Origin of the sequence: Aeromonas sp. sif2433, assembly GCF_019218705.1 — a bacterium.
In the GTDB taxonomy this organism is placed as follows: domain Bacteria; phylum Pseudomonadota; class Gammaproteobacteria; order Enterobacterales; family Aeromonadaceae; genus Aeromonas; species Aeromonas encheleia.
The window spans coordinates 1-657 of record NZ_JAHUXD010000028.1 but is presented as its reverse complement, the minus strand read 5'-3'; the positions used below and the strand labels follow the sequence as shown (position 1 = coordinate 657).

Annotated in this window: 1 rRNA gene; it reads left to right on the top strand. The window is 51.4% G+C overall.

Annotation, left to right across the window (positions count from 1 at the left end):
- Positions 1-197: 197 nt before the first annotated feature.
- Positions 198-657, top strand: a 16S ribosomal RNA gene (locus KW825_RS20220); the annotation flags it as partial.

The following is a 657-nucleotide window of genomic DNA, read 5'->3' as shown; positions in this document are numbered from 1 at the left end:
GCTCTTTAACAATTTGAATCAAGCAATCTGTGTGGGCACTCACAGCATCGAGCATCAAAAACAATTTTTGATTTTCAATGTCTGGTGAAGTGACCAAAACGACTTGTTAGCAATAACAAGCCGAACAGTTTATTTCAGCAATTCATTGAGCCGCTGAAGTTCGCTACCTCGGTAACGAATGAACGCAAACCAAACTTAAATTGAAGAGTTTGATCATGGCTCAGATTGAACGCTGGCGGCAGGCCTAACACATGCAAGTCGAGCGGCAGCGGGAAAGTAGCTTGCTACTTTTGCCGGCGAGCGGCGGACGGGTGAGTAATGCCTGGGGATCTGCCCAGTCGAGGGGGATAACAGTTGGAAACGACTGCTAATACCGCATACGCCCTACGGGGGAAAGGAGGGGACCTTCGGGCCTTTCGCGATTGGATGAACCCAGGTGGGATTAGCTAGTTGGTGGGGTAATGGCTCACCAAGGCGACGATCCCTAGCTGGTCTGAGAGGATGATCAGCCACACTGGAACTGAGACACGGTCCAGACTCCTACGGGAGGCAGCAGTGGGGAATATTGCACAATGGGGGAAACCCTGATGCAGCCATGCCGCGTGTGTGAAGAAGGCCTTCGGGTTGTAAAGCACTTTCAGCGAGGAGGAAAGGTTG